This window comes from Arthrobacter sp. CG_A4, assembly GCF_035985125.1.
In the GTDB taxonomy this organism is placed as follows: domain Bacteria; phylum Actinomycetota; class Actinomycetes; order Actinomycetales; family Micrococcaceae; genus Arthrobacter.
In genome coordinates, this window is record NZ_JAXCID010000030.1 from 16489 (window position 1) to 40571 (window position 24083).

At 66.1% G+C, this 24083-nt stretch carries 22 protein-coding genes and 1 tRNA gene; 5 read left to right on the forward strand and 18 right to left on the reverse strand.

All coding sequences use genetic code 11. The features are described from left to right. Positions 1 to 125: 125 nt before the first annotated feature. The 3 genes from RCH07_RS13075 to RCH07_RS13085 are packed head-to-tail and all read right to left on the reverse strand — an operon-like array spanning position 126 to position 2929. Positions 126 to 1238 carry a C40 family peptidase gene (locus RCH07_RS13075; RefSeq protein WP_326967940.1) on the reverse strand — a complete coding sequence of 371 codons (1113 nt, stop codon included), beginning with the start codon at positions 1236 to 1238 and terminating at the stop codon, positions 126 to 128. Beyond that, complete coding sequence (locus tag RCH07_RS13080; protein WP_326967911.1) at positions 1238 to 1963, reverse strand: hypothetical protein; 726 nt, start codon at positions 1961 to 1963, stop codon at positions 1238 to 1240. The genes RCH07_RS13075 and RCH07_RS13080 overlap by 1 nt, the downstream gene beginning before the upstream one ends. Before the next feature lie 51 nt (positions 1964 to 2014). Continuing rightward, positions 2015 to 2929, reverse strand: coding sequence for a hypothetical protein (locus tag RCH07_RS13085; RefSeq protein WP_326967912.1), 915 nt, complete (start codon positions 2927 to 2929; stop codon positions 2015 to 2017). A 182-nt stretch (positions 2930 to 3111) separates the two neighbouring features. On the opposite strand from RCH07_RS13085, the gene RCH07_RS13090 reads away from it, so the two are divergent. Beyond that, positions 3112 to 3435, forward strand: a complete 324-nt coding sequence (locus RCH07_RS13090) for an ArsR/SmtB family transcription factor (RefSeq protein WP_326967913.1) — start codon at positions 3112 to 3114, stop codon at positions 3433 to 3435. On the opposite strand, the gene RCH07_RS13095 is transcribed toward RCH07_RS13090, so the two are convergent. Further along, on the reverse strand, positions 3389 to 4015 hold the full coding sequence (locus RCH07_RS13095) for a hypothetical protein (protein WP_326967914.1): 627 nt from the start codon (positions 4013 to 4015) through the stop codon (positions 3389 to 3391). The genes RCH07_RS13090 and RCH07_RS13095 overlap by 47 nt on opposite strands. A 117-nt stretch (positions 4016 to 4132) precedes the next feature. On the opposite strand from RCH07_RS13095, the gene RCH07_RS13100 reads away from it, so the two are divergent. Further along, positions 4133 to 4372 (forward strand): winged helix-turn-helix domain-containing protein, encoded by a 240-nt coding sequence (locus RCH07_RS13100; RefSeq protein ID WP_326967915.1) that lies wholly within the window; start codon positions 4133 to 4135, stop codon positions 4370 to 4372. Positions 4373 to 4450: 78 nt separating this feature from the next. Continuing rightward, the gene (locus RCH07_RS13105; RefSeq protein ID WP_326967916.1) at positions 4451 to 4696 is read left to right on the forward strand and encodes a hypothetical protein; all 246 of its coding nucleotides are present in this window, start codon (positions 4451 to 4453) and stop codon (positions 4694 to 4696) included. A 20-nt stretch (positions 4697 to 4716) separates the two neighbouring features. Here the strand turns inward: RCH07_RS13105 and RCH07_RS13110 are convergent, their stop codons facing one another. Both RCH07_RS13110 and RCH07_RS13115 read right to left on the reverse strand, forming a co-directional pair. Further along, on the reverse strand, positions 4717 to 5847 hold the full coding sequence (locus tag RCH07_RS13110) for a tyrosine-type recombinase/integrase (protein WP_283480684.1): 1131 nt from the start codon (positions 5845 to 5847) through the stop codon (positions 4717 to 4719). A gap of 87 nt (positions 5848 to 5934) precedes the next feature. After that, positions 5935 to 6015, reverse strand: a tRNA-Leu gene (locus RCH07_RS13115). Positions 6016 to 6220: 205 nt separating this feature from the next. Between RCH07_RS13115 and RCH07_RS13120 the strand changes: the two genes are divergently transcribed. After that, positions 6221 to 6826, forward strand: a complete 606-nt coding sequence (locus RCH07_RS13120) for an ANTAR domain-containing response regulator (protein ID WP_326967917.1) — start codon at positions 6221 to 6223, stop codon at positions 6824 to 6826. A 149-nt stretch (positions 6827 to 6975) separates the two neighbouring features. On the opposite strand, the gene pyk is transcribed toward RCH07_RS13120, so the two are convergent. The 11 genes from pyk to hisI form a co-directional block, all read right to left on the reverse strand. Continuing rightward, positions 6976 to 8472 carry a pyruvate kinase gene (pyk, locus tag RCH07_RS13125; RefSeq protein WP_326967918.1) on the reverse strand — a complete coding sequence of 499 codons (1497 nt, stop codon included), beginning with the start codon at positions 8470 to 8472 and terminating at the stop codon, positions 6976 to 6978. A gap of 97 nt (positions 8473 to 8569) precedes the next feature. Continuing rightward, positions 8570 to 10027 (reverse strand): glutamate synthase subunit beta, encoded by a 1458-nt coding sequence (locus tag RCH07_RS13130; protein WP_326967919.1) that lies wholly within the window; start codon positions 10025 to 10027, stop codon positions 8570 to 8572. Next, complete coding sequence (gene gltB, locus RCH07_RS13135) at positions 10020 to 14636, reverse strand: glutamate synthase large subunit (RefSeq protein WP_326967920.1); 4617 nt, start codon at positions 14634 to 14636, stop codon at positions 10020 to 10022. The genes RCH07_RS13130 and gltB overlap by 8 nt, the downstream gene beginning before the upstream one ends. Positions 14637 to 14808: 172 nt before the next feature. Beyond that, positions 14809 to 16044 carry a prolipoprotein diacylglyceryl transferase gene (lgt, locus tag RCH07_RS13140; protein WP_326967921.1) on the reverse strand — a complete coding sequence of 412 codons (1236 nt, stop codon included), beginning with the start codon at positions 16042 to 16044 and terminating at the stop codon, positions 14809 to 14811. A gap of 3 nt (positions 16045 to 16047) precedes the next feature. Further along, on the reverse strand, positions 16048 to 16881 hold the full coding sequence (trpA, locus tag RCH07_RS13145) for a tryptophan synthase subunit alpha (RefSeq protein ID WP_326967922.1): 834 nt from the start codon (positions 16879 to 16881) through the stop codon (positions 16048 to 16050). Beyond that, positions 16878 to 18218: a tryptophan synthase subunit beta gene (gene trpB / locus RCH07_RS13150; protein WP_326967923.1), complete on the reverse strand. Its 1341-nt coding sequence runs from the start codon at positions 18216 to 18218 to the stop codon at positions 16878 to 16880. The genes trpA and trpB overlap by 4 nt, the downstream gene beginning before the upstream one ends. A 94-nt stretch (positions 18219 to 18312) precedes the next feature. Further along, positions 18313 to 19131 (reverse strand): indole-3-glycerol phosphate synthase TrpC, encoded by an 819-nt coding sequence (gene trpC / locus RCH07_RS13155; protein WP_326967924.1) that lies wholly within the window; start codon positions 19129 to 19131, stop codon positions 18313 to 18315. Positions 19132 to 19133: 2 nt separating this feature from the next. Next, positions 19134 to 19421, reverse strand: coding sequence for an HGxxPAAW family protein (locus RCH07_RS13160; protein WP_326967925.1), 288 nt, complete (start codon positions 19419 to 19421; stop codon positions 19134 to 19136). Positions 19422 to 19523: 102 nt separating this feature from the next. Then, the gene (locus RCH07_RS13165; protein WP_326967926.1) at positions 19524 to 20147 is read right to left on the reverse strand and encodes a Trp biosynthesis-associated membrane protein; all 624 of its coding nucleotides are present in this window, start codon (positions 20145 to 20147) and stop codon (positions 19524 to 19526) included. Then, a complete protein-coding gene (locus tag RCH07_RS13170; RefSeq protein ID WP_326967927.1) occupies positions 20144 to 21709 on the reverse strand; it encodes an anthranilate synthase component I in 1566 nt (521 codons plus the stop codon). The genes RCH07_RS13165 and RCH07_RS13170 overlap by 4 nt, the downstream gene beginning before the upstream one ends. 111 nt (positions 21710 to 21820) lie before the next feature. Next, a complete protein-coding gene (gene hisI, locus RCH07_RS13175) occupies positions 21821 to 22288 on the reverse strand; it encodes a phosphoribosyl-AMP cyclohydrolase (RefSeq protein ID WP_326967928.1) in 468 nt (155 codons plus the stop codon). A gap of 183 nt (positions 22289 to 22471) precedes the next feature. On the opposite strand from hisI, the gene RCH07_RS13180 reads away from it, so the two are divergent. Next, the gene (locus RCH07_RS13180; protein WP_326967941.1) at positions 22472 to 23116 is read left to right on the forward strand and encodes a TIGR03085 family metal-binding protein; all 645 of its coding nucleotides are present in this window, start codon (positions 22472 to 22474) and stop codon (positions 23114 to 23116) included. 131 nt (positions 23117 to 23247) lie between these two features. Here RCH07_RS13180 and hisF read toward each other — a convergent pair whose 3' ends face one another. Continuing rightward, the gene (gene hisF / locus RCH07_RS13185) at positions 23248 to 24024 is read right to left on the reverse strand and encodes an imidazole glycerol phosphate synthase subunit HisF (RefSeq protein WP_326967929.1); all 777 of its coding nucleotides are present in this window, start codon (positions 24022 to 24024) and stop codon (positions 23248 to 23250) included. Between the last annotated feature and the right edge of the window lie 59 nt (positions 24025 to 24083).

Genomic DNA, 24083 nt, shown 5'->3' on the forward strand with positions numbered 1-24083 from the left:
ATAGTTCACGGGCGATTTGGGCGCTGATTGCTTCGTCGCCGATGGGTTGGCCTCTTGTCCCTCCACTAATCAGCTGAAGAGGCGTCGGCAGCGACTTATGGATCATTTAAGTGAAGGGAGCACGTTCACGTCAAAAGATCAAAATACGCCGTGTCGGTATTCCAAGCTATCGGATGGAGCAATGTACCCACAGCGGGATTGAGCGCGCTGTACATCATGCCGTCGCCCGCATAAATGCCAACGTGTCCCCAGTTGTTCGTTCCTTGTGCGTTCTGGACCACCAGGTCTCCCGGCCGCGGATTCTCGGTCCGCGTACCGACCCTCCATTGATCCACTCGCGGCAGGTTGATCCCGGCCTGCCTGTAGATCCACTGGACGTATCCGGAACAGTCCCACGCCTTGTACGCTGTGCCACCCCATACGTAGGCGCCGCCGACCCCTTCCTGGGTGAACCGCAGGATATCTTTGCGGATTTCGCTCAGGTTTGCGGGCAAGACCGGGTCCGTCGAGGAAGGCGGCGTATCCGGGCACCTGGCCGGTGATATCGCGCCGTCGAGCGCCTCAACAATGGCCGTTGCTTCGGCCTCCCACCGCGCATACAGCTCAGGGAACGCCGATACCTGAACGGCTTGTGCAGCTTGGCCTTTGTTCATGGATTGCCAACCCCGGATATCCAACAACCCGGGCGGTCTGCCACGGTTGGGGCCGGCGGGGCCGCCGTAGAAGGCTCGAACGTTGTACTTGGAATCCATCAACTGCTCAACTGTCCCCCAGCCCGCCGCGGGACGTTGCTGGGCGGTGCCGAGCGAATCGTGATCGCTCCCGAGACCGTCATGCGGGTACTGGAGCGAGGCTGGTAAGTTCACGTTGGCGAGAACTCGGAGGCTGGATTCCTGCAGCGCCATCATGATGGCGATGATCTGGCCCTCCCGGGGGACCCCCAGTTGCTGGCCAATGGAAACGTAGTCCCCCGCAACGGCCATTTGCCTCGCGGTCACACTGACCGGGGCCCAGCTGTTTGAGCGGAGGCTCAGGGCGCCGGATACGCTGGCTGGCTGGCCGACCACGCCATCTTGCGAGCAGACGGACGGGGTGTCGGCTGCGCTCGCGCCGAGCACCGCCACGGCTGCGCTGAACGCAATGGAACCCACCAGGATCAAGAGAGACGCCGCGGCCAGCGAAACCCGCAGAATGGCCCGGCGCTTGACCAGCCCAGCAAACACCATGGCGGCCGGCATCAATAGAGGATCCTACTCGGTGCGGCGTAGAAGCCGACCATCACGCAATAATCCGTCGGGGCTGTGACAGCCGGCGGACAGTTCACCATGATGCTGACCGGTGCCGTGTAGGTGTTGTGAGCAGAAATTGATTGATCCAGAACGCTGACGGAGACTGTGCACACATGCAGTCCCGCCCAGGGCGCCGGCCGCTCCCGAACCTTGGCCAGCTCGCTGTCGCAGTGCAGGGATTCGACCGCGGCCGAGCGGTGCGCCTGCTGGTCAGCCAAAGTTGCGTAGCTTCCCGCGTTGATCCCGGTCGCTTCGAACTCCTGCACCAGGACGGCTAAGGGATTGGACCCGTCCGGCAGCACGTCCCACCAGTCGCGGAGCCGTGAGTAGACCTCCGAGTAGGACGACGTTCGCGTGTCCCAGGTGTAGATCGCCGTCGCTGCCGCGGCGGCGAGCTGGCGGAAATCAGCAGTGCGGGGTGCGCCCTCAGGCTCGGCAATCACAACGTCAGGAGAAACCGCCGGAGTTCGCGCCGGCGTCCCGGGGGAAGCGTTCGCCGGGCTCTGCGGGATGTCCATCGTCGGCGGCGGTGCAACCGGAGCCTTTGCGGGCGTGGGCGTCGACCATGTGACAGCGATGAGCGCCGCGGCCACACTCACGAGCGCGATTGCTGCGATCCACCATCGACGCCGGCTGCTTGGACCAGGTAGCGCGTTTTTCGGCAATACGGACATTCGGGCCTCCTTCTCGCCGTTCATGGCGGGAGGACGGGTCCACAACATGACTCAGTAGGCAGTCGGTCTCCCGGCCTGGAGAATCCTCCACGCCGTTCGATACAACCGGCGAGCGAAGCCGATCTGGACAGCCACATAGCGCTCGGTGACGCCCAACTGGGCCGCCAACGCTTCCAGAGCCCTCCTCCGCTCGGGACCTCGTAGGCCGGGGCGAACGATACTTTCAGCCGTTCTGCGGAGTACCGGTGTGGGCAGGCACTCTGCTGCGAGCTGGCAAACGTCTCCGATATTGCTAATGGCCGCCTGATCGACATCCAGGGCATTTTGAACGGTTTTCGCCGTCTTGCGCACCACGGTCACCGCGTGCCAGCGCCGGCGGTCCTGTGGCGACGGCGGACCATAGTGTCGCCGCCCGGTGAGACTGTCCACGGCAAGATCCCAAACTCCTGGCGGCACGCTGGCCCGGGTCAACTCAATGACCATTCGCGCCCATTGTTGGTCAATAATCTGCTCGGCGCTTTGACCTCCACCCCGGTCCATGCCCAGCAACGCCAGAGGAGCAAATGCCGCCGGCCCGTCGGCATTCCCTGGTTCCATGATCAGCGGGAGTGTCTGATGGCTCAGCTCCCGACGGGTGTGCGCGGCGCACACGTTCGCGCACACGCCCTGAACCCACGCACCAAAGGGAATACCGGGGAGCTGGCGGTAATGCCCCCGGGTCACCCCATCCCACACCGCGACCCGGATGTCCTGCATAACGTCGTCCACGTCGCAGGCCCGGCCGATCCGCGAGAGATGCGAAACCACGTACCGCTGAACGCCATCGACGGCGATCATGATTTGATCTACCGGAACGGCAACCGCGGCGGACTCCGGCGCACCGCGCAGGGAGATGTCGATACTTCCTACATTTGGATGATCTTGTGGGGCCTGATTCAATCTGGCTTCGACTCGCATGGTCTTCACCGCTTCAACTAAACGATTCCAATAAGTCCGGCACCGGCACCACCGGCGCCCTAAGAGTGGCAGCGAAACCCAAGGGCGACCACTACGACAAGAAAGCTATACAAACTATTTTCAAAGATAATTAAAGTATCGTCAAGAGTGCGGGTCTTACTTTTCGGGGATCGCTAGGTGAGAATGGTTGCATGCCTAGGATTACGCAGCCTCACGACGTCGCCTGGTCCCCCGACGTCGAAGCCGCTGTCGCGACATTTGGCAATAGATCACGGAACGAAATCCTCCGCTACCTCTCCGCGCACGGTCCTGCGACCCGCGGTGACATCGTGGTAGCAGTAAGCGCCGGGGAGCCGAGCGTAGCCAAGCACTTGCTTGCACTTGAGGAGACCGGCGCCATCGCGGTGGACCTTGAGCCGGGTCGACGCCATGGCCGCTCGCCGCGCTATTCAGCCAACCCCGCGCGGATCAAGGAGTTGCTGTCGGCTCATCTTCAGTATCTTCTGGAGGATTAGCTGCAGCTTCTTCTGCTCCAGGATGGCGATCAATGTCCTTGTTGAGGTACTCGGAGATGGCCCTCAGCGTTTCCGGAGAAACATCACCCAGCGTCCGCGCCGCGAAGGTTTTCACCCTGGCCGCACGAAGCGATTTCACAAACTCGAGTTGCGAATCGATCCGCTCGGGCAAGTCGGCGCTGTCGCCGATCAGGTACGAGGGGTCAACGTTGAAGATGTTGCACAGTTCGGCCAATAGCGTCGGATCGCTGACCAGACGACCAGTCCCCTCTTTCATATAGAACCAGCGCGCGCGGGACAACTTGATGCCCCGCCCCTCAAGTTCGGCCTGGACCTCGCGGAACGTTACGGGCTTCCCACGTTCGGCAACCACGACGTCGAGTAGCAGATTCAGACGACGGGCCAGCTGGGCCTGGGGAGACACCACGTCACCGCGACCTGCTTCATCCATCCGCGCTGCCCACCCCTCGATCTGATGCGGGGCCGAGAGCCCGGTCAGGCGCAACGACTCCCTTTCGCCCCAGTATTGCCTGAGTCGTCCGGCACGGCAATCAACCGCGTCAACCAGGTGGGGATTCATTGACGCGCACGGGCCTTTCCAACATGACCTCAACCGGAGTAGCCTGCTGCTGTAGACCCGTCTACAGCAGCAGTCCTTTACCATTCCCCGGGTTGTGGTCCCATGTCGAGCATTTTGATGAACCGAACACGAAGCCGAATTATCCGGTTCCTGCTCAGGAACGGGCCCTCGACCTGTGGCCAGATCGGCAGGGAACTCGGCGCCTCGCCCTCGGCCATCCGCCGGCAGCTCGGCCTGCTCACCGAAGCGGGGCTGGTGCAGCGCTCAGCTACTCAGTTCAGTGCCTCCGCCGAGCAGGTGCGACTCAATGCTGCGGCCCTCGAAGCGAGTTTCCAGGTCACCGTCATGCCGCCGTGATTTCCGGCTTACATGAACTGGGGCAGGACTCGCGCCAGCGGTCCTCGCCGCATATCCACGAAGGGATCGGTCAGGGGCATGAAACTTGAATTCTTCGAACCAGCCGAGGCTGCCACCGTCCTCAAGTGTTCAGAGGCATGGCTTAGGGACGGGGCTGCCAAGGGTGAGTTCCCGCACGCCGTCTGGGGCAAGGGGAAGATTGTCTTCACGTCAATTCACCTCAGGGAGATTGCAGAGCTACGTGAAGTCCGAACCCCTGGACCTGCGCCGCAGTCCGTCCGCATGATCGGGACGCGGGCACAGGCCCGCCAGAAGTACTCCTAGGTAACCCATCCACCCAGACGCTATCCACGCCACACAACCGCGGAACGCTCGACGGCGTCGGCGGCATCCTGGAGCGCCTGTGGCATCAAGTGGCCATACACCTCCTCGGTGGTTCGCGTGGATGCGTGCCCCAGACGGCGGGAGACGGTGAAAAGCGAGACGCCGTCCTGGATCAGCCAGGACGCATGGGTGTGGCGCAGGTCGTGGATCCGAGGCGACTTCTTCAGTCCACGCGCTTGGGCCGCCTTCACAGCGGGAGTCCAGTAGTGGTGCCAGTACAGCTTGTGGACAATGCGCTCGCCCTTGGGCGTGGTGAACAAAAGATCCGCGCCTGGCCGGCTGGCCACCAGCGGAATCAGGACTTCCACCAAGTGGGGATTCAAGGAAACCGTCCTCTTCCCGGCCCCTGTCTTGGTGGCACCAATGTAGTACTCGGACTCGGACCCGCGTTTCCAAGCCTTATTGATCCGCATGGTTGCCGGCCTGGACATCAGGTCCACATCCGCAACCGTCACGGCCGTGGCCTCGCCAAAACGGGTACCGGTCATGACGAGGAACTCTGTGAAGGCCTTGTAGCGCTCCCCCATGCACTCCAGGATCAGGCCGAACTCCGCATGCGTCAGGAACCTGGTCTCATCCTCTGCCTTTTCGCCAGACGGCAACTGGACGCCCCGGCACGGATTATCCTTTCGGTAGCCGAGACGGACCGCCGTCTCCATCGCCGAGAAAATCAAGCCATGGTTGTTCTTGATGGTTTTCGCCGAGCGGCCTTTGGTCTGCATCGTCTTCATCCAGTAGGTCAAATGCCGGTAGTCGAGCTTGTCCACCGGGATATGCCCAATCACGTCCGCGATGTGCAGCTTCAGCATGGTCTGATACGTGTGGACGGTACCAACGGAAGGCCGGACCAGAAGGTCGATGTGCTCTTGGATCACGGCCGCGACGGTGGGCGCTTTGGTCTGGTTCGCGAGCATCGCATGCTGGGCGATCTCAAAGGATTGGTTGTTGGCATCAAGGAGGCGCTTCAGGGTGATCGCTTCGGATTCCGTGGGAAGCGTGATGCCTTGTTCCTGGCGGTTGGCCGGGTCCCGCCAGCAGACCATAAAGGACGTCGTGCCGTCCTTTTTTGTGCGTTTTCTAATGCTGGCCATAGGAAAAATGCTACGCCGCTGTCCACACTTTAAGTACTTTTGTCCACACTCAGCACCTCGAAAAGCCACTGACCTGCGGAAACACTGTGCCCGAGGTGGGACTCGAACCCACACACCTTTCGATACCGCATTTTGAGTGCGGCGCGTCTGCCATTCCGCCACTCGGGCGCGGACTCCACCGGTGTAACAATCGCTCAACCACAGTGCTGTGAGCAACGCGATCGCTTCCAGTGCGCGGAATTACTCTACATGCAGATAGGCTGAATTCCAGAATCGCGCCAGTGACGCCGCATCGAACCAAACAGGTCCAAGTACACCAGCGGGCAAAACCGTAGATGGTCCAGATCCCGCCGTACCTTTCCAAGGAGTTCCCGTGTCAGAACAGACGGAGCCAAACCCCACGTCCAAGCCGGCGCGACGCGTCGTTGTCGCCGAGGATGAGACCCTCATCCGCCTGGACATCATCGAAATTCTCCGGGGCGAAGGCTACGACGTCGTCGGCGAGGCGGACAATGGCGAGAAGGCCGTGCAGCTTGCCGAAGAACTCCGGCCGGACCTGGTCCTGATGGACGTCAAGATGCCCATCATGGACGGCATCACGGCCGCCGAGAAGATCGTCAAGGCCCGGATCGCCCCCGTGGTGCTGCTGACTGCCTTCAGCCAGAAGGAACTCGTGGAGCGCGCCCGTGACGCAGGAGCCATGGCCTACGTGGTCAAGCCCTTTACCCCCGCGGACCTCCTCCCCGCCCTGGAAATCGCCCTGTCCCGCCACGAGGAAATCAAGGCACTCGAAAGCGAGGTCACCGACCTGCAGGAGCAGTTCGCCACCCGCAAGCTCGTGGAGCGCGCCAAGAGCCTCCTGACCACCAAGATGGGCCTCACCGAGCCGGAAGCCTTCCGCTGGATCCAGAAGACCTCGATGGACCGCCGCCTCAGCATGCGCGAGGTCGCCGAGACCATCATCAACCAGGTCAACTAGCCCTACTCGCTCGCAACAGACAAGAAGCACGCAGCAAAAAAGGGAGGGCCTCCGCCGGCAGCGGGGACCCTCCCTTTTTTGTCAGAACCTTCTTGTCAGAACTTTTTTGTCAGAACCTTCGTGTCAGAGCCTGCGCCGGGCCGGAGGAGCTAAGCCTGACGGTTTTTCTGCCTCTCCGGCCAGGGGCCCACCTTGTCCCGGGTCACCGTCGCCTCGCCATGGCTCCCGGCGTCGGCGAGGTCGCCCACCTTATGGACCTTCAGCATGTTCGTGGAGCCGGCCTTTCCGGGAGGCGAACCGGCGGCGATGACCACCATGTCACCGTCCTCGACGAGGTCCATATTCAGGAGGCTGCGGTCAACCTGGGCCGTCATTTCGTCGGTGTGGCCCACCATCGGGACCAGTACCGGCTGGATGCCCCAGGTCAGGGCGAGCTGGTTCCAGACATGCTCCACCGGGGTGAAGGCGAAAACCGGCCGGATCGGACGCAGCCGCGACAGGCGCCGGGCGGAGTCTCCCGTCTGGGTGAAGGTACAGATGTACTTCGCATCCAGCTGGTCGGCAATTTCGACGGCGGCACGGGTGATGGCGCCGCCGCGTGTCTTCGGCTTCGTCCCCAGCGGCGGAACGCGCTCCAGGCCGTGGACCTCGGTGGATTCGATGATCCGGGCCATCACCTTGACGGTCTCGATCGGGTATTTGCCCACGCTGGTCTCGCCGGAGAGCATCACCGCGTCGGCGCCGTCGAGCACGGCATTGGCGCAGTCGGAGGCCTCGGCACGGGTGGGGCGCGGGTTGTCGATCATGGACTCAAGCACCTGGGTCGCCACGATGACGGGCTTGGCCCAGCGGCGGGCCAGTTCAATGGCGCGCTTCTGCACGATCGGCACTTCCTCGAGGGGAAGCTCCACGCCGAGGTCGCCACGGGCCACCATGATGGCATCGAAGGCGTCGATGATCTCGGGCAGCTGCTCCACGGCCTGCGGCTTCTCGATCTTGGCGATCACCGGCACGCGGCGGCCTTCCTCGTCCATGATCTCGTGGACGCGGGTAATATCCGTGGCGTCACGGACGAAGGACAGGGCGATCATGTCTACGCCGCGGCGCATGGCCCAGCGGAGATCGTCCTCGTCCTTTTCGCTCAGCGCTGGAACGTTGACGGCGACGCCGGGCAGGTTAATGCCCTTGTTGTTGGAGACGAACCCCCCGACGATCACCTGGGTGACCACCTTGACGGCGTCAACGTCGATGGCACGCAGGGCCACCTTGCCGTCGTCGATCAGCAGGGCGTCGCCGGCCTTCACATCTTGGGTGAGGCTCTTGAGCGTGGTGGAGCAGATGTCCTGGGTTCCCGGGACGTCCTCGGTGGTAATGGTGAAGGTGTCACCGACGGCCAGCAGGTGCGGGCCGTCAACAAAGCGGCCCAGCCGGATCTTCGGGCCCTGCAGATCCGCCATGATGGCGACGGCCTTGCCAAGCTGTCCTGCCGCCTTGCGGACATTCCCGTAGGTGATGTCGTGCACGGCGTAGTCGCCGTGGCTCATATTCATGCGGGCCACGTCGACGCCCGCTTCCAGCACGGCAAGCGTGTTCTCGAAGCTCGCGATTGCCGGTCCGAAGGTGGCCACTATTTTAGCGCGTCTCATTTACCTACCTTAGTATTCGATTGCATGGATTAAGTTGTTGCGGGAGTGAACGTCCGGCGGCCGTTTGACGCCGCGGCTGTCGGGAGCCGGCGGCCGGCTACAGGACGGCCATGGCCCGGTCGGTCGGCGCCACGGGGGCCGGAAGGATGGTGCTGCCCATCAGGAACTTGTCCACCGCGGCGGCGCAGGCGCGCCCCTCCGCGATGGCCCAGACGATGAGGGACTGGCCGCGGCCGGCGTCGCCGGCAACGAAGATGCCTTCCGTACTGGTCATGTAGTAGCCGTCGCGGGCCACGTTGCCGCGGCCGTCGAACCCGGCACTGACCTGCTCGGTGATCCCGGCCGGTTCCGGGCCGGTGAAGCCCAGGGAGAGGAGGACCAGGTCCGCGGGGATGATCCGCTCGGTGCCCGCCTTCGGCAGGCGCTTGCCGTCCACGAATTCGGTCTCGGCCACCTTCACGCCGGTGACCCTGCCATTGGCGCCGACGAACTCGACGGTGGACGCGAGGTAGGTGCGTTCGCCGCCTTCCTCGTGGGCGCTGGCAACTTCGAAGAGGGTGGGAAACGTTGGCCACGGCTGGTGGCCGGCACGCTCCGCCGGGGGCTGCTTGCCGATGGCCAGGGTGGTGACGGAGGCGGCCTGGTGCCGGTGTGCGGTGCCGAGGCAGTCCGCGCCCGTGTCGCCGCCGCCGAGGATGACAACGTGCTTGCCGGCGGCGTTGATCTGGTTCTCCACCGCCTCCCCCGCCACAACGCGGTTGGCCGGCACCAGGTAGTCCATCGCGAAGTGCACACCCTCGAGCTCCCGGCCGGGGGTCGGCAGGTCACGGGGAACGGTGGCGCCGGTGGCCACCACAACGGCGTCGTACCGGCGGCGCAGCTGCTCCCAGGTCACGTCCGTGCCGACGGCGACGCCGGTCCGGAAGCGGGTGCCTTCGGCCTTCATCTGCTCGAGCCGGCGGTCGACATGCTCTTTTTCCATCTTGAAATCGGGGATGCCGTACCGCAGCAGCCCACCGATCTTGTCGTCACGCTCGTACACCGCGACGGTGTGGCCCACCCGGGTCAGCTGCTGCGCGGCGGCGAGCCCGGCGGGGCCGGAGCCGACGACGGCGACCGTCTTGCCGGTGAGCCTGGCCGGCGGCAGCGGGTTGACCCAGCCGTTCTCGAAGGCCTGGTCCACAATGGAGACCTCGACCTGCTTGATCGTGACGGCGGGCTGGTTGATGCCCAGCACGCAGGACGCCTCGCAGGGCGCCGGGCAGAGCCGCCCGGTGAATTCGGGGAAGTTGTTGGTGGCGTGCAGCCGCTCCATCGCTTCCTCACCCTTGTCCCGCCAGATGAGGTCGTTCCACTCCGGGATGAGGTTGCCCAACGGGCAGCCCTGGTGGCAGAACGGCACACCGCAGTCCATGCAGCGGCCGGCCTGGGCCTTCAGGACGCCCTTTTCCTGGGCCTCATAGACTTCCTTCCAGTCCATGATGCGGACCGGAACGGGACGGCGGGGTTGGGTTTCGCGCTGGCGTACTTTCAGAAATCCGCGTGGATCAGCCACCGGTCACCTCCAGGATTCGTGCCCACACTTCTTCGCCGTCGGGGTCAAGACCCTCTTCCATGGCGTCGAGACGGGTTTGCAGTACGGCCGCGTAGTCGCGCGGCAGCACCTTGGTTGTGCGGGCTGCGGTGTCGTCGAAGTTCTCCAGCAGCCGGGCCGCGAGCAGCGATCCGGTCTCCTCAGAGTGCTTCACCAGCAGTCCGTGGACAATGTCGCGGTCCTCGGCGTCCAGTTCGTGCAACTGCAGCTCGCCGGACTCCAGGGCCTGCTTGTTGACGCGTTCGGTCTGCAGGTCCAGCACGTAGGCCGTGCCGCCGGACATGCCGGCACCGAAGTTGCGGCCGGTGCGCCCGATGATGAGCACCTGGCCGCCGGTCATGTATTCGCAGCCGTGGTCGCCGATTCCTTCCGCCACCGCTGTGGCGCCTGAGTTGCGGACCATAAAGCGTTCGCCCACCTGGCCGCGGAGGAACATCTCGCCGCTCGTGGCGCCGTAGCCGATCACGTTGCCGGCAATCACGTTGCGCTCCGCCGGGAAGACGTTGGTGCGGTCCGGCCGGACGATGATGCGCCCGCCGGAGAGCCCCTTGCCCACATAGTCGTTGGAGTCGCCGAACAACCGCAGTGTGATACCGGCCGGCAGGAAGGCGCCGAGCGACTGCCCGGCCGTGCCGGTCAACGTGATGTCGATCGTGTCCGTCGCCAGCAGGTCCGTGCTGAAGGTCCTGGTGACCACATGGCCCAGCATGGTGCCGACGGAACGGTCCGTGTTGATGACGTTGAGGACGATCTTCACCGGGGTGCGGTCGCTGAGGGCCTCGGCGGCCATCGCGATCAGGCGCTGGTCGAAGTGCTTGTCCAGTTCGTGGTTCTGGCCGGTGAGGTTGCGCAGCGGGGCGTCGTCGTCGAACTCGAGGCCGTGCAGGATCGGGTCAAGGTCCAGCCCTTCGGCCTTCCAGTGGTTGATCGCCTGGCGGGTGTCGAGCATTTCAGTGTGCCCGATCGCTTCCTCGACGGTCCGGAAGCCAAGCTCCGCCAGGATCTCGCGGACTTCCTCGGCGAGGAATTCGAAGAAGTTGACCACGAATTCGGGCTTGCCGCTGAAGCGGGAGCGCAGCTCCGGATTTTGCGTCGCGACGCCCACCGGGCAGGTGTCCAGGTGGCAGACGCGCATCATGATGCAGCCGGAGACCACCAGCGGGGCGGTGGCGAAACCGAACTCCTCGCCGCCGAGCAGCGCGGCGATGACCACGTCGCGGCCGGTCTTGAGCTGGCCGTCCACCTGCACCACCACACGGTCGCGCAGCCCGTTGAGCATCAGGGTCTGCTGCGTCTCGGCGAGACCCAGCTCCCACGGCACACCGGCGTGTTTGAGCGAGTTCAGCGGCGAGGCGCCGGTGCCGCCGTCGTGCCCTGAAATCAGGACGACGTCGGCCTTGGCCTTTGTGACTCCGGCGGCCACCGTGCCGATCCCCACCTCGGAGACTAACTTGACGTGCACCCGGGCCGAGGGGTTGGCCCGCTTCGCGTCATAGATCAGCTGCGCGAGGTCCTCGATCGAGTAGATGTCGTGGTGCGGGGGCGGGGAGATGAGACCGACCCCGGGCGTGGAGTGCCGCGTCCGGGCCACCCAGGGGTAGACTTTCTGCGCCATCAGCTGGCCGCCCTCGCCGGGCTTGGCGCCCTGCGCCATTTTGATCTGGATGTCGTCGGCGTTGGACAGGTACAGGCTCGTGACGCCGAAGCGGCCCGAAGCGATCTGCTTGACGGCCGAGCGGCGCTCGGGATCCAGCAGGCGGTCCTCGTCCTCGCCGCCCTCGCCGGTGTTGGACTTTCCGCCCAGCCGGTTCATCGCGATCGCGAGGGTCTCGTGCGCCTCCTTGGAGATGGAGCCGTAGCTCATCGCGCCGGTGGAGAAGCGCTTGACGATGCTCGAGACGGACTCCACATCCTCGAGCGGGACCGCGGGACGCAGCCCGGATTTGAACTTCAGCAGCCCGCGCAGGGTCATGAGGTTCTCGGACTGGTCATCCACGCCGCGGGTGTAGGTCTTAAAGATGTCGTAGCGGCGCTCACGCGTGGCGTGCTGCAGCCGGAAGACGGTCTCCGGGTTGAACAGGTGCGGCTCACCGTCGCGGCGCCACTGGTACTCGCCGCCGCCCAGCAAGGCCTGGTGCGGCACTTCGATGCCGTTCTCGGGGTACGCCATCCGGTGGCGAGCCGAGACTTCGGCCGCAATAACGTCGAGGCCGACTCCGCCGAGCTGGGAGTGCGTGCCGGAGAAGTACTCGTCCACCAGATCCTGGCCCAGGCCCAGCGCTTCGAAGGTCTGGGCGCCCGTATACGAGGCCACTGTGGAGATGCCCATCTTGGACATGATCTTCAGGACGCCCTTGCCGAGGCCCTTAATCAGGTTGTAGACGCCGTCCTGAGGGGTGACCCCCACAACGTCGCCGGACGTAATGAGCTGCTCCACCGATTCCATGGCCAGGTACGGGTTCACGGCGGAGGCGCCATAGCCGATCAGCACGGCCACGTGGTGCGTCTCGCGGACGTCACCGGCCTCGACCACCAGCGCAGTCTTGGTGCGGTTGGCGCTGCGCAGCAGGTGGTGGTGCACGGCGCTGACGAGCAGCAGGGACGGGATGGGCGCCCACTGGGCGTTCGAGTCACGGTCCGAGAGCACCACGTACTGCACGCCGCGGTTAATGGCACCGGAGACCTGCTCGCAGATTTCCGTCAGCCGGGCGCGCAGGGCGTTCTCGCCGCCTTCGGGGCGGTACAGGCCGCGGACCTTCATGGCGACCCTGTCGCCGTCGGCGGTCTCGATGTTCGCAATCTTGGCGAGCTGGTCGTTGTTGATCACCGGGAACGGGAGCGAAACCTGCGGCTGCCGGACCTGCTTGGTGTCCAGCAGGTTGCCGTTGGGGCCGATCGCGCAGGTCAACGAGGTGACGAGCTCCTCGCGGATAGCGTCCAGCGGCGGGTTGGTGACCTGCGCGAAGGACTGCACGAAGTAGTCGAAGAGCAGCCGGGGCCGCTTGGAGAGCACGGCGACGGGGGTGTCCGAGCCCATGGCGCCGAGGGGTTCGGCACCGGTGCGGGCCATCGGGCCGAGCAGGATCTTCAGTTCCTCGGTGGTGTAGCCGAACGTGCGCTGGCGGATGTTGACCGACGCCGGGGTGTGCAGCACGTGCTCACGTTCCGGCAGGTCTTTCAGATCGATCAGATTGTCCTTGACCCAGTCGGCCCAGGGGTTGGCGGCTGCCATCTCGGCCTTGACTTCGGCGTCGTCGATGATCCGGCCGGCCTCGGTGTCCACGAGGAACATTTTGCCCGGCGAAACCCGGCCCTTTTTGACCACCTTGGACGGTTCGACGTCGATCACTCCGACCTCGGAGGCGAAGATCACCAGGCCGTCTTCGGTGATCCAGTACCGGCCGGGACGCAGTCCGTTGCGGTCCAGGGTGGCGCCGACCAGGCTGCCGTCGGTGAAGGAGACGGCGGCGGGGCCGTCCCACGGTTCCATCAGCAGGGAGTGGTACTCGTAAAACGCGCGGCGGGCGGGATCCATCGTGGCGTGGTTTTCCCACGCCTCGGGGATCATCATCATGATCGAGTGCGTGATGGGGCGGCCGGAGAGCCACAGCAGCTCCGCTACCTCGTCGAACGACGCCGAGTCGGAGGCGCCCGGGGTGCAGATCGGGTACAGCTCCTCCGGCGAATCGCCCAGCAGCGGGTTGGCCAGCTGCGACTGGCGGGCGCGCATCCAGTTCCGGTTGCCCTTGACGGTGTTGATTTCGCCGTTGTGCGCGATAGTGCGGAAAGGCTGGGCCAGCGGCCAGGACGGGAACGTGTTGGTGGAGAAGCGCGAATGGACAATCGCGAGCTTGGTCTTGAAGCGCTTGTCCGAGAGGTCCGGGTAAAACGGCTCCAGCTGGGCCGTGGTCAGCATGCCCTTGTAAACGATGGTCCGCGAGGACAACGAGGGAAAGTAGACGCCGAACTTGTTCTGGGCGCGCTTCCGGATGCGCCAGGCCCGGGAGTCGAGTTCGTTGCGCTCGAGGACTTCGCCGGTGCTGGCGGCGAAGAACGGCTGGGAGAAGTACGGCATGCAGGCCCGGGCCATGGAACCCACGAGGTCGGCCACGATGGGCACTTCACGCCAGCCAAGGACGGTCAGCCCCTCATTGGCGGCGAGGCGTTCGATGCCGGCCTTGGCAGCGTCGGATTCGCGCTGTTCGGCGGGGAGGAAAGCCGTGCCCACGATGTACTGGCCGGGGGCAGGAAGCTCGAAGTCGGTGACCGCGCGGAAGAATTCGTCCGGCACCTGCATAAGCAGACCGGCGCCGTCGCCGGTTCCTTCGTCGGCGCCCACGGCGCCCCGGTGCTCGAGGTTGCGCAGGGCGGTCAGCGCGGCGTCAACGATGTCGTACCCCGGCTCCCCCCGCAGCGTGGCGATGATGGCGAGTCCGCAGGCGTCCTTCTCCTGCTCGGGGTTGTAGAGTCCGGCGGCTTCCGGCAGCGCCGCGAAACGCTTAAACGGTGACATGGCGGCGGCCGGCTGATCCGGCTCGGACCAGCTGGGGCCGTGCAGGGTTTGGGTCATGGAAGACGTCCTTCCTCCTGATCGTGCGTATGGGAGGGACAACGTTGGCCCGGATCGGTGCGCCGGTGTGACGGGCACAACAAAGTACTACTAACTGGAATTGTAGGCCAGCGCGGCCTTCTGTTCGAACAGTTACGCGTGGCGAACAGATACGCGGTTTGCCGGCGCTGAGCTACTTGGTGCCGTCAGCTTCCGGCGCGGATCGGGTGGCCTGCCGGCCGGGTGTAACGGCCGCCGGCTTTCCTGCGGCCGGCGTGGTGCCGCCGGTGGATTCCAGTGACGCTCCGGCTGGGGCGGGAGCGTGGCCTGGACCGCGTTGATCATCACGCAGACTACCATCCGATTCACTATCTGAGACACCAGAGTCCGGATGGCGGACATCGCCGCTGGAGGCGGGAACAGCCTCGGCCGGAACGGCGGCCGGCTTACCGGCGTCGTCAGCTGCGTCGGTTACAGCGTCACGGTCGACGGCGGCCGGCTTACCGGCGTCGTCCGCTGTCCCTGAGGGCTCGCGGCCGGGCAGGTACGGGGTATCGGGATCGTCGCGCTTGCGCAGGCCCAGGAGGATAAAGGCGATCAGCGCCGCCACGAGGACGAAGATGCTGGTCCAGACGTTGAGCCGGGTGGTGATCCCGAACAGGGTGATCTGCTCGGCGTCGTCGATCCGCATCGCTTCGATCCAGACCCGGCCCAGCGTGTAGTAGATGGCATAGAGCCAGAACAGGCGGCCGAGGCGGAAGCGGAACTTCCGGTCCAGTGCCAGCAGGATCACCACTCCCACGAGGTTCCAGAGGGATTCGTACAGGAAGGTCGGGTGGAAGAGGGTGTCTGCAGCCATGCCGGCCGGGAAGTTCGGGTTGTCAGCGTCGATCTGCAGTCCCCACGGAAGGGTGGTGGGGCCGCCGAAGAGCTCCTGGTTGAAATAGTTTCCCCAGCGTCCGATCGCCTGGGCCAGCAAGAGCCCCGGCGCCGCGGCGTCGACAAACGTGGTCAGCTTGACGCCGGCCCTGCGGCAGCCGATCCACGCGCCGACGGCGCCGAGCAGCACGGCGCCCCAGATGCCCAGTCCCCCACGCTGGAGCTGCGGGATCAGGGACAGGTCACCGGTGCCGTCAAAGCCCGGACCGAAGTAGGCGTCCGGTGAGGACACCACATGGTAAAGCCGGCCGCCGATAATGCCGAAAGGAATGGCCCAGATGGCGATGTCCCAGACGCTGCCCTCCGGAGCGCCGCGCCGTGCCCAGCGGATAGACGTCAGCCACAGGCCCGCGATGATGCCGGCCAGGATGCACAGGGCGTAGGCATGGATGCGCAGTGCCCCCCATGGCAGCGGGATGTCGAAGCCGGACCAGTCCGGGCTCGGAATGCTCGCGGGAATCATCACTGCCGCGTGGAGGACTGACTGCATTGCTTAAGCTTCTTCCGTGGTGAGGCCGGTGCTGAGGTCTTTCGTCAAGGACGCTACCGCATCCACGCCGCCGTCGCCGATGGCCACCACCAGCGCCGTGCCAACAATCACGCCGTCGGCATAGGCCGCGATCTCGCGGACCTGGTCCGCGTTGGAGACGCCCAGCCCGACGCAGACGCGTTCGGCGCCCGCCGAATGCGCGGCGGCAACAACCTCCCTGGCAGCGGAGCTGACCGAGGTGCGGGCGCCGGTGACGCCCATGATCGAGACGGCGTAGACGAAGCCGCGGCTCGCCTCGACGGTGCGCTTCATCCGTTCCGGCGAGGACGAGGGGGCCACGAGGAACACCCGGTCCAGGCCGTACTTGTCGGACGCAGCCATCCATTCGGCGGCTTCGTCGGGAATGAGGTCCGGGGTGATGAGCCCGGCTCCCCCGGCTTCGGCCAGCTGGCGCGAGAACTCGTCCACGCCCATCCGGGCCACGGGGTTCCAGTAGGTCATCACGAGGACGGCGGCGTCGGTCCTGCTGGTGATGCCGCGGACGACGTCGAACACCTGGCGGACGTGGAAGCCCTTGGCGAGGGCCTCGTTGGTGGCAGCCTGGATCACGTGGCCGTCCATCACCGGATCGGAATACGGGATGCCGATCTCGATCAGGTCGGCGCCGTTCTCGGCCAGGGCGATGCCGGCCGCGATGGTCGCCTCGACGCTAGGGTAGCCGGCCGGCAGGTAGCCGATCAGGGCCGCTCGGCCCCGCGCTTTGGCGCGGTCGATGGCTGCTGCCGATTTGCTGGCGCCGGGAGTGCCCCTGCTGCCCGTCGATTGGACGCCGCTCACAACTGTTCCCCCTCTTTTGCGATCTGGTGTTCGGGTGAGTCCGTATCCAGCAGGTCGAACCATTCCGCGGCGGTAGCCACGTCCTTGTCGCCGCGGCCGGACAGATTTACCAGCACGATCTTGTCCGCCACGTTGCCGGCGGCCGGGTCTGCGGCGTCCCCCTCGGCGGCGAGCCGCAGGCCCACCTTGATGGCGCCGGCAAGGGCGTGCGCGGACTCAATGGCCGGGATGATGCCCTCAGTGCGGCAGAGCAGCCGGAACGCTTCCATGGCCTCGCTGTCCGTGATGGGCTCGTAGCTGACCCGGCCGATGTCCGCAAGGTAGGAGTGCTCCGGGCCGACCCCGGGGTAGTCCAGGCCCGCCGAGATGGAGTGCGATTCGATGGTCTGGCCGTCGTCGTCCTGCATGAGGTAGGAGCGGGCGCCGTGCAGCACGCCGGGTTTGCCCAGGGTGATAGTGGCGGCGTGACGTCCGGTTTCAACGCCGTCGCCGCCGGCCTCGAAGCCGTAGATCTTCACCGACGGATCGTCCAGGAAGCCGTGGAAGATGCCGATCGCGTTGGAGCCGCCGCCGATGCAGGCGACAACGGCGTCCGGCAGACGGCCGGTCTGGGCCAGGATCTGGGCGCGGGCCTCGTCACCGATGACCTCGTGGAAGTAGCGCACCATGGCAGGGAAGGGGTGGGCGCCGGCGACAGTGCCCAGCAGGTAGTGGGTGCTGTCCACGTTGGCGACCCAGTCGCGGAGCGCCTCATTGATGGCGTCTTTGAGGGTCTGGGAACCGTTGGTCACCGGGATGACGGTGGCTCCGAGGAGCTCCATCCGGGCGACGTTGAGGGACTGCCGGCGGCAATCCTCGGCGCCCATGTACACCACGCATTCCAGGCCCATCAGCGCGGCGGCCGTGGCGCTGGCAACACCGTGCTGGCCGGCGCCGGTCTCGGCGATGACGCGGGTTTTGCCCATGCGCTTGGCGAGGAGCGCCTGGCCCAGCACATTGTTGATCTTGTGCGAGCCGGTGTGGTTGAGGTCCTCGCGCTTGAGGAAGATCCGGACTCCCCCCGCGTGCCGGGCGAAGCGCTTGGCCTCGGTCAGCAGCGAGGGACGGCCCGAGTAGTTCTTGTTCAGCTCGGCGATCTGCGCGATGAACTCAGGATCGGCCTTGGCCTTCTCGAAAGTGTCCTCAAGCTCGTCCAGGGCCGCGATGAGTGACTCGGGCATCCATCGGCCGCCATAGGAGCCGAAGTAGGGTCCGGGGGCGTGCCGCAGGGATTCTCCCCCCTGCAGGAACGCGTCCACGGCGCTGTCGTCTGAGCCGGCTGCTGGCGCATCGACCATCGGTCTCACCATCCTGTTCCACTGCTAGTTAGATCCGGGTACCGCACTGATGCACTGCCTGCGTCCGGCCGGGGGGTGCCCCGCCCGTCGCGGGTCACGAACGTGCAGCGATTTCTTCGGCCCCGGCGGTCATGAATTCCGCGATCCGCTCCCGCGGGGCCGCGTCACTGACCAGGGCTTCGCCCACGAGGACAGCGTTGGCGCCGTTCGCGGCGTAGTGCCGGACGTCGTCGACGCCCCGCACGCCCGATTCGGCGATGACGAGCGCGCCGGCGGGGATGCCCCCGGCGAGTTCGGCGAAGACGGAACGGTCGACGTCGAGCGTCTTCAGGTTGCGCACGTTGACGCCGATGATCCGCGCCTCCGCGGCGACGGCGCGCGCGATTTCGCCCGCGGTGTGTGCCTCGACCAGCACGTTCATGCCAAGTTCGCGGCTGAGGACGCTGAACTCGCGCAGCTGCGCGTCGGACAGGGACGCCACGATCAGCAGGATCAGGTCGGCGCCGTGCGCCCGGGCTTCCCAGATCTGGTACTCGTCGATCATGAAGTCCTTGCGCAGCAGCGGGATGTCCACGGCTGCCCGGACGGCGTCGAAGTCGGCGAGCGAGCCGTTGAAGCGGCGCTGTTCGGTCAGGACGCTGATCGCTGCCGCGCCGCCGTCGGCGTACTGCACGGCGAGCGAGGCGGGATCGGCGATGCTGGCGAGATCGCCCTTGGAGGGGCTGCGCCGCTTGATTTCGGCGATCACTTTGAGCTGGTTGTGCGGTGCCGAGTCGCCGCCCAGGGCGGCCCAGGCATCGCGCGCGGCAGCCGCCGAGGCAGCGCGTTCCTTCAGCTCCGCGAGCGTGACGAGGCGCTGCCGGGCCTCCATATCCTCCCTGACACCGGCGTTGATGTCATCGAGAACGCTCACCCTTAGTGGCCGGAGTTCTTCAGCTTGCTGCCGCCCACGCCGAAGCCGACCTTGCGCATGCCGAAGCCGACCAGCAGACCGATGACCATGACGACGCCGCCGGCGATGAAGATCGGGGTGTTGGCGATGACAAAAGCGATGGACATAATGAGGGCACCGAGGAGCATGATCAGCACGGTGGTCCAGGCGGCGGGGCTGTTGCCGTGGCCGGTGGGTTCGCTGTGGTCGACGCCGTCGTAGACGCCCGTTCCGGCCGCGGGCTTGGGTGCGGAAACAGTGGCTTTGCTCATTGAAATCTCCTCAGGATTAATACTGCTTACATTCTGCCATTTTTTGACGCGGCTATTTGCCGGGTTGCTGGCCGCGTCACAGGCCGCGCCCGCGGCATCCGCTCAGGTGGGATCATCGCCGCGTGACAGCCGGTCCCAGCTGTCGATCTCGTCCGACGGACCGGCCGGTGAAACCGCGGTGCCGGCGGCGGCGGCGTCATATTTTGTCCGGGCCCTCCAGTAGCGTCCCGCCGGGACGATCGCCAGCGCACTGAGCCCCAGCAGGGAACCGATCACGACGGCGAGTGCCGGGAACACGGTGACGCCCACTTGGGCGTTACTGCCGGTGATCCCGGTGGCGGCGGCGACGGACCCCTGGGCCGCAGCCTGCGGGTCCCCCAGCACAATCGCGGCCGCGCCGACAATTCCGGCGGCGGCCAGCAGGATGATCGCGGTGATGATCCAGCGCGCCATCCGTCCGGCAATCGAGGCTGCGAGCCCGCCGGCGAGAGCGACGAGGGCGAGGGCCGTGACCGTGGTGGCGGCCTTGCTGCCCTGGACCTGCAGTCCCTCCCGGCTGGTGACCGCCTGGCCCAGTTGGGCGGGGTCGAGAAGGACCGTCAGCCAGATCTGGGTGGTGGTGCCGAAGACGGCCAGCGCCAGGGCGGCGATGACCAGGACCAGGGTGGATTTCCGGGCCCAGCGCGGAACAGCGGGACTGCTCCTTATGACGGTGCTGCCGCTCATAACAGCGTCCCGGCGTCGGAAATGGAATCGGCTGTGATGTTCCGCAGTGACCGGGCGGTGTGGACGGCGCGCATCGGGGCCGCCGCCTTGTTGACGGTCTCCATCGCCTCGGTGGCGTTGACCGAGTCGGCCACGATCCCGCCGCCGGCCTGCACGTAGGCGCGACCTTCCCGCAGCAGGGCGGAGCGGATGGCGATGGCCATATCCATGTCCCCGGCGAAGTCGAGGTAGCCCACCACGCCGCCGTAGATCCCGCGGCGGTGGGGTTCCAGTTCATCAAGCAGGCGCAGCGCCCGCGGCTTGGGGGCGCCGGAGAGCGTTCCGGCGGGGAAAGTGGCCTTCAGGACGTCGTAGGCTTTGGCCGCCGGGGCGAGCGTGCCCACCACCGTGGAGACGAGGTGCATGATGTGGCTGAAGCGCTCCACCTCCATGAACTGGGTGACGTCGACGGTGCCGGCCACGCAGACCTTGGAGAGGTCGTTGCGCGAGAGGTCCACCAGCATGAGGTGCTCGGCGCGTTCCTTCTCGTCCGCGAGCAGTTCCACGGCCAGGGCCTTGTCCGCCTCGACGGTCCTGCCGCGCGGCCGGGAGCCGGCGATGGGGTGGGTGATGACGTCCTCGCCCGTCACCGTGACAAGCGCCTCCGGGGAGGAACCGACGATCGAGTACTGCCGGCCGGCGGCGTCCTCGAGGCTGAAAATGTACATGTACGGGCTGGGGTTGGTGTTCCGCAGCACCCGGTAGACGTCCAGCGGGTCCGCGCCGCAGTCCATTTCGAAGCGGCGGGAGATGACCACCTGGAAGACCTCGCCGTCGACGATCGCCTCCTTGCTCCGGTCCAGGGCTGCCAGATAGTCCGCCTCGTCCCAGCGTTCCTGCACGCTGGAGGCGAAGTCCAGGGCAGCGGCGTTCAGCACGGAAACCGGCTGCTCCACGGGGGCGCTGACCTTGGCCAGCAGTGCCTTGACCCGGGCGACGGCGTCGTGCCAGGCGTCGTCGACTCGTTCGGGGCTGTTGTCGAAGTTGATGGCGTTGGCGATCAGCAGCACGGTGCCGTCCATGTTGTCGTGCACCGCCATGTCGGTGACCAGGTTCAGCGCCATCTCGGGCAGGTCGAGATCGTCTTCCGGCGGGCTGGTGAGTTTTTCCCAGTGGCGGACGGTTTCCCAGCCGAGGAAGCCGACGAGGCCGGAGGTGAAGGGCGGCAGGCCGTCGAAGCGGTCCGTGCGGAGGGCCTCGATGGTGTCACGGACGGCGTCGACCGGGCTGCCGCCCAGCGGAACGCCAACCGGCGGTTCGCCGAGCCAGTGCGCCTGGCCGTCCTTCGTGGTCAGTGTGGCCCGGGAGCGGGCGCCAATGAAGGAGTAGCGGGACCAGGATCCGCCGACGGCCGCGGATTCCATCAGGAAGGTGCCGGGCTGGCCCTGGGCGAGCTTGCGGTACAGGCCGATGGGTGTTTCCGCGTCAGCCAGCACCTTCAGCCGGACGGGGATGACACGGCTGTGGCCTGCGAGTTCACGGAACTCCGCCAGGCCCGGGCTGATGATTCCAAGGTCCTGCATGGCTGTAATTTCCGCCTGTTCTTTTGGTGGTCCTGAACGTCTGGGTGTGGGGTTTCTTCCGGCGGCGCCGCTGGCGTCCGCCGGCGCCGACTGGTACCCGCCGGCGCCGGCTCAGCCGGCCTGACCGGTGACGACGTCGAGATCGCGTCCGTCGAAGCAGGTCCGGGTTCCGGTGTGGCACGCGGCACCGATCTGGTCGACGCGAACCAACAGCGCGTCGCCGTCGCAGTCCATCGCGAGGGACTTAACCCATTGCGCGTGGCCGGAGGTGTCTCCCTTGCGCCAATACTCCTGGCGGGAGCGCGAGTAGAAGGTCACACGGCCGCTGGTCATGGTGCGGTGCAGGGCCTCGTCGTCCATCCAGCCGAGCATCAGCACTTGATCGGTATCGAACTGCTGGACGATCGCGGCCACCAGGCCGGCGCTGTCCCGCTTCAGGGCTCCGGCGAGAGCGGCCGGGAGGGGGCTCACGGGCGCGGCAGAACCGGGGGCGGCTCCATGGTCGGGTGCAGTGACCGGTGCAATGACCGGCCTATTGGCAAGTCCAGGGGACAGGGCGGAGGCGGGCTGCTCAGACATCGAGTTAAGTCTAGTGCCTCGGGCGGGCCAAGTCCCCCCGCGGCAGCGCACAAAGTCCCTCCGCCGTCGGCGCATCACCGGCCCGGCGTCGGCGCCCGCAACGCGGAGAAATGCTGACGAACGGCCAACACGACGGCGGTTCAGGTGCCCACGCGCCGCCGTCTCGTGCTAGTTTCACAAGTGATGCATTTCGTCGATCCGTCCCGAGAAGTTCTGGCCGAAACCCTGCTTGCGGCCGGCCCTGACTCCCCCACGCTCTGCAAGGGGTGGCGCACCAGGGACCTCGCTGCCCATCTGTACCTGCGCGAGCGAAAAGCCGCCGTCGGACTGGGACTGGTGATCAAGCGCCTCGCCAAGGCCTCCGACCAGGCGACGGCCCAACTGGCAGCCAAGCTCACGACGCCGGAAGCGTACAACAAACTGGTCGGCTCCTTCCGCGCCGGCCCTGCCGCGTTTTCCCCCATGAGGATCAAAGCCCTGGACGAAAGCGCCAACCTGATCGAGTATTTTGTGCACACCGAGGACGTCCGGCGCGCCGGGGACCGCTGGGCACCGCGGGCCCTCGATGCGGCGTACTCGGACGCCCTGTGGGACGAACTGGTCAAGCGCGCCGCCATCCTGTACCGCGGCGTGGACCTAGGGATAGTGCTGGTGCGCCCCTCCGGGCCTCGGCACGTCGCCAAACGCGCTCCCGTCTCCGTGGCCATTGTGGGCGAGCCGGGCGAACTGCTGATGCACGCCCACGGCCGGACCCGCCATGCCCTGGTGACCTTCGAAGGCCAGCCGGACGCCGTTGCCCTCCTGCAGTCCGCCGAGGTCGGACTCTAAGACACCCGCCACCCTTCCCGGTCCCCTCCCCTCGCTCTCCCCCGGAACACAGCAACGCGGGGTCACATAGCGCCCATAATCCCCTCCGGGATGGGCGCTATGTGACCCCGCGTTGCTTTCAAACGGGTGGGTCAGCGGACTTCGAAGCCTACTTCGCGGATCGCGGCCTTGACCTGGGCGATCATGTCGAGCGGGCCGAAGTGGAAAACCGAGGCGGCGAGCACCGCGTCCGCGCCCGCGGCCACGGCCGGCGGGAAGTGCTCGGGCCTGCCGGCACCGCCGGAGGCGATGAGCGGAACCTTGACGCCGGCCCGCGCCAGCCGGATCAGCTCCAGGTCGAAGCCGTCCTTGGTGCCGTCGGCGTCGATCGAGTTGAGCAGGATTTCGCCCACCCCGCGGTCGGCTGCCTCGCGGGCCCAGGCAATCGCGTCGATCCCGGTCCCCTGGCGTCCGCCGTGGGTGGTGACCTCGAAGCCCGAGGCCGTGGGCTGCGAGCCCGGACGGGTGCGCCGCGCATCGAGCGACAGCACGAGGACCTGCGAGCCGAAGTGCCGGGTGATCTCGTCGATCACATCGGGGCGGGCGACGGCGGCCGTGTTGATGGCCGCCTTGTCCGCCCCGCAGCGCAGGAGTTTGTCCACCTCGGCCACACCGCGGACGCCGCCGCCGACGGTCAGCGGGATAAAGACTTCCTCGGCGGTGCGGCGGACGACGTCGAACGTGGTCTCCCGGTTGCCCGAGGACGCTGTGACATCGAGGAAAGTCAGCTCGTCGGCGCCGCCGTTATCGTAGCGGTGCGCCAACTCCACCGGATCCCCGGCGTCGCGGAGCCCTTCGAAGTTGATGCCCTTGACCACGCGGCCGGCATCGACGTCCAGGCACGGGATGACGCGGACGGCTACAGCCATGACTTCTCCTGGGCTTCGTTCACGGGAAATTCCTTCGGGGACTCTTCAAACGGGGACTT